This window comes from Hyphomonas sp. (genome assembly GCF_040882205.1).
Taxonomy (GTDB): domain Bacteria; phylum Pseudomonadota; class Alphaproteobacteria; order Caulobacterales; family Hyphomonadaceae; genus Hyphomonas.
Map to the genome: position 1 here is coordinate 1 of NZ_JBBEBT010000176.1, position 3,993 is coordinate 3,993.

A 3,993-nucleotide genomic window follows, 5' to 3' on the forward strand; every position below is an offset into this window, starting at 1 on the left:
GCCGCTGCGGCCCTGACGCTGCCGGAGGGCGAGTCCGGCCTCGTGCTGACGATGTATGGTGACCTCGTCGCTGTCTCCGCGCTGCCGGAGCAGCCGGTGCTTGTCGCGCTCTCCCCGATCACGGCGACCTTCGACAAACCGGTAGACGCCCGCCTTACCCTGCGCTCGCGCGATGCCACCTTCAGCTTTGGCGGGGCGCACCTGTCGGCAGCGGCGGCGATTGCGCCGGTCTCGGGCGCGGCAATCCAGTCCGGCCCGGATGTGTTGCGTGCCGCCACCGCCTGCGCGCCCGTGTCCGCCAGCGGCATCAGCATCTGCATGACCATCGCCCGGCCGCTGATCACCGCCTCCAGCATTGCCCAGCTGGCCATCTTCTTCTTGTTGCTGCTCGCGCCCGCGCTGGCGCTGTTCGGGCTGACCCGCCGTCTGTCGAAGCGCGAAACCGAAGCGCTGGAGCAGGCAGCGCACAACAACGAATCCGACCGTATCCTCGGTCTCGTCATGCGCGGCGCGCAGGCGGGCTATTGGGAATGGTCCCACACCACCAACACCATCTTCTTCAGCGACGGCGCCTCGGAATTCCTCGGGCTTGGCCGCACCGGACTGGTTTCACTCGAAGATCTTCTAGCGCGCGCGCCGGTCGAGACGCATGAGCGTATCCGCGAGGCGTTCAACAAGGCGCGCACCATCGGCTGGATTCATTTGTCCTTCCCGGTCTCCGTGCCCGGCGGGCGCTGGATCGAGATGCGTGGCAGCCTCTCGGACGATCCGAACACCGGTGAGCCGGTCTTTGGCGGTATCATGCTGGACGTGACCGATCGCAAACAGGCGGAAGACCGCGTCCGCGCCGCCGAGCGCCGCCTGCGCGACGCCATCGAGGGTTTTGCCGGGCCATTCGCGCTCTGGGACTCGCGTAAGCGCCTGCTGTTCTGGAACCGCGCCTTCGCGCTCGATTTCGGCCTTCAGGATACGCTACGCGCCGGGATGGGCCACGATACGGTTCAGATCGCCCGGGCCGGCGCTGTGCTGGTCGAGCGTCAGTCCACGGAAGATCATCGCACCACGCTGATCGCGCTGCGCAACGGCCGCTGGCTGAAGATGGTGGAGCGCCCGACACCGGATGGCGGTCTGCTCACTGTCGGCGTCGACGTATCGGAGAACATCCGCAACGAGGAAGAGCTGAAGAAGCAGCAGGAAAAAATGAGGCGCACAGCGCTTGCTCTCCAGCGTGCTGAGGGTAAGGCAAGCGAGCTGTCGCGCAAGTATTCCGAGGAAAAGGCCAAGGCCGAGCACGCGGCATTCACCAAGTCGGCCTTCCTTGCCAATATGAGCCACGAGCTGCGCACGCCGCTGAACGCCATCATCGGCTTCTCCGAGATCATGATGAATGAACTGGCGGGCCCGCTTGGCCATGCGTCCTACAAGGAATATTCCCGCGACATCCTCACCTCCGGCCAGCACCTGCTCGACATGATCAACGACATCCTCGACATGGCGAAGATTGAAATTGGCAAGATGACGATCACACCGCAGGCGATCGACCCGTCAGACCCGGTCGACGTGGCGTTGCGCATGATCCGGCGCAAGGCCGAGGAGAAGGAGATCGATCTGGTGCTCGATACTGCGCAGAACCTGCCGGACATCGACGCCGATCACCGTGCCATCCGCCAGATGATGCTGAACCTCGTCTCCAACGCCATCAAGTTCACCGACCGCGGCGGCAAGATCACAGTCCGGGTCGAACAGCGCGGGCCAGAAATCTATTTCGGGGTCACCGATACCGGCATCGGCATCCCTGCCGAAGACCTCCCGCGTCTCGGTCAGCCGTTCGAGCAGGTCTCCAAGACCAAGGACCGCAATACCGATGGCACCGGCCTTGGTCTCGCGCTCACCAAGTCCTTTGCCGAGATGCATGGCGGCCGGCTGACGCTATCCTCGATCTATGGCGAAGGCACGACGGTCGCCTTCTGCCTGCCCATCGGCGGGCCCGGCTCACTGGTCGAGCAAGGCGCCTCGCGCAACGTGGCCTGACCCCGGTCAGGGGCGCTTGTTCCAGACGAGAATTTCGGACCGGCCAGGCGTGACTGCGATCTCGCCCCAGGCGCCGGTTTTAAGCTTCCGGTCCAGCCCGGGGGGCGCCGCGTCCACCACATCCGGCAGGAAGCGCGCGGTGCCGTTGCTTGTCACCACCAGAACACTTGCCTCGCCCGGCAGTGCGGCAATGTCCGTCAGCAGCGCAGCCCATCCGGCGCGGATGGCTGCAGGCTCCACGATCCAGTCCGGCGGCGGTTTGCCATCCGTATCCCAGGCCTCGAGCTCGGCGGCGCCGAGGCGGGCAATTACCGCTTCCTCGGGCTGGTTCTCGTCGGGGCCATAGTCGATCTCACGCAGGTAGCTGCGGATCAGCAGGGCCGGTGCGTCTGTCCGTGCACCGAGGATTGCGCGGGCGGTAGCGCGCGTGCGCTCAAGCGGCGAGGCCAGCGCGGCGACGAACGGCGTGTTGGCAAAATGCGCCGCGAGCGCGCTGGCCTGCGCCCGGCCGGAGGAAGACAAGGGCAGGTCGGTACGCCCGCCGACGCGGGTCACCACATCGCCCGGATCGAACGTGTTGCCATGCCGGGCGACGAACAGGCGCGCCATCTGTCAGTCCTTGTCCGGATCGCCATGCTCGGCGACAAGGCGCTCGGCCAGCACAATGTCCTCAGCCGTGTCGATGCCGGGAATGGCAATACGGCCCGGCTGGACTTCTACCGCCTGCACCGTCAGCCCATTCTCGATCAGGCGCAGCTGTTCGAGGCCCTCAAGGCGTTCATAGCGACTTTCAGGCATGGCGCAGTAACGGCGCAGCGCGTCCAGCCGGTAGGCATAGAGCCCGACATGCTGGCACACCGGCGACAGCGGGCCCATGGTGCGCAGGTCGCGCTCCTTGCGCATCGCCGGCAGGATGATCTTCGAGAACCAGATCGCGCGCCCGGACGGATCGGTCACGACCGTCGTGCCGGAGAACGGGGTCTCCAGCTTGTGGGCGCGCAGCCGGTCGAGCGCTTCCCAGCTCAGCCGGATATAGGGCGTGGCGGCATCGGTGCCGGACGTGGCAAGCGCATCCACGACGGCAACCACATATGCGGCCGGCGTGAAGGGTGCGTCGCCTTGCAGGTTGACGATGAATTCCGGCTGCGCGCCGAGGCCTTCGGCGGCGGCCAGCGCCCGGTCGGAGCCGGATGGAAGCGCCGGGTCGGTCATTACGACGCGAATGCCGGCATCGCGGCAGTGTTCCAGTATGCGCATGTCATCCGTCGCGACAACATATTCGCCCGCCTCAAGCGCCGCGGCAGCGCGCCGGGCGAGGTCTGCCACCCGAGCGACCATGGTGCGCCCGGCAATCAGGGCGAGCGGTTTGCCCGGCAGGCGCGTGGAGGCGTACCGGGCCGGAACGACAATCAGGGTTTTCATCTTGGAGCCGGCCTCGCGTCAGCGCGTCATTGCTGGCTCTGGACGACCTGGGACACGGCCATGATCGGGCCAACCCATTGCAGCGCGGTCTCGGGCACGCCTTCGCGGCGCAGGAACTCGGTGAAGGCCGGAATGAAATCCGGATTGTTTCCGCATTGCCCGACCGCCGATTGCAGCTCGGGGATAACGATCCTGTCGAAGCTGTTGGCAAACCGGCGCAGATCGTCCGCCTTGGCGGCGAGCAGGATCGCCTGGACAGGGTCCACATCGGCGTCCGCACGGATCAGCTGCCGCAGGTCTGAAACAAGGCCCCGGTTCTCCCCCGCGAAACGCGACAGAATACGGTCGGTGCGGTACTCGACCCACGCGCGCGTGCAGGGCTCCGGCGAGGTCGCGCAGGCGCCAAGCGAGGTCGCCGCGATCAGGGCGGCACAGAGGGCACGAAGTTTCATGGCGTCAGCTCCCGGGCTTTTGTCTGAGGCGCACCCTAACGGCTCGCACGGGCGGCGCAAAGCACTGGCTGGCAGGCAAAAAAAGACC

General features: G+C 66.2%; 4 protein-coding genes. 1 reads left to right on the plus strand and 3 read right to left on the minus strand.

The features are described 5' to 3' along the window. Positions 1 to 2,031, plus strand: a 2,031-nt coding sequence (locus WEA77_RS07200; protein WP_368067191.1) for a PAS domain-containing sensor histidine kinase, incomplete at its 5' end; no start/stop codon positions are given. Between the two features lie 6 nt (positions 2,032 to 2,037). Here the strand turns inward: WEA77_RS07200 and WEA77_RS07205 are convergent. Genes WEA77_RS07205 through WEA77_RS07215 form a run of 3 tightly spaced genes read right to left on the minus strand, consistent with a single transcriptional unit; the run spans position 2,038 to position 3,905 of the window. Next, positions 2,038 to 2,640: a histidine phosphatase family protein gene (locus WEA77_RS07205; RefSeq protein ID WP_368067192.1), complete on the minus strand. Its 603-nt coding sequence runs from the start codon at positions 2,638 to 2,640 to the stop codon at positions 2,038 to 2,040. A gap of 3 nt (positions 2,641 to 2,643) precedes the next feature. Next, positions 2,644 to 3,453 (minus strand): 3-deoxy-manno-octulosonate cytidylyltransferase, encoded by an 810-nt coding sequence (gene kdsB, locus WEA77_RS07210; RefSeq protein WP_368067193.1) that lies wholly within the window; start codon positions 3,451 to 3,453, stop codon positions 2,644 to 2,646. Between the two features lie 26 nt (positions 3,454 to 3,479). Further along, positions 3,480 to 3,905: a hypothetical protein gene (locus WEA77_RS07215; RefSeq protein ID WP_368067194.1), complete on the minus strand. Its 426-nt coding sequence runs from the start codon at positions 3,903 to 3,905 to the stop codon at positions 3,480 to 3,482. Positions 3,906 to 3,993: the final 88 nt, after the last annotated feature.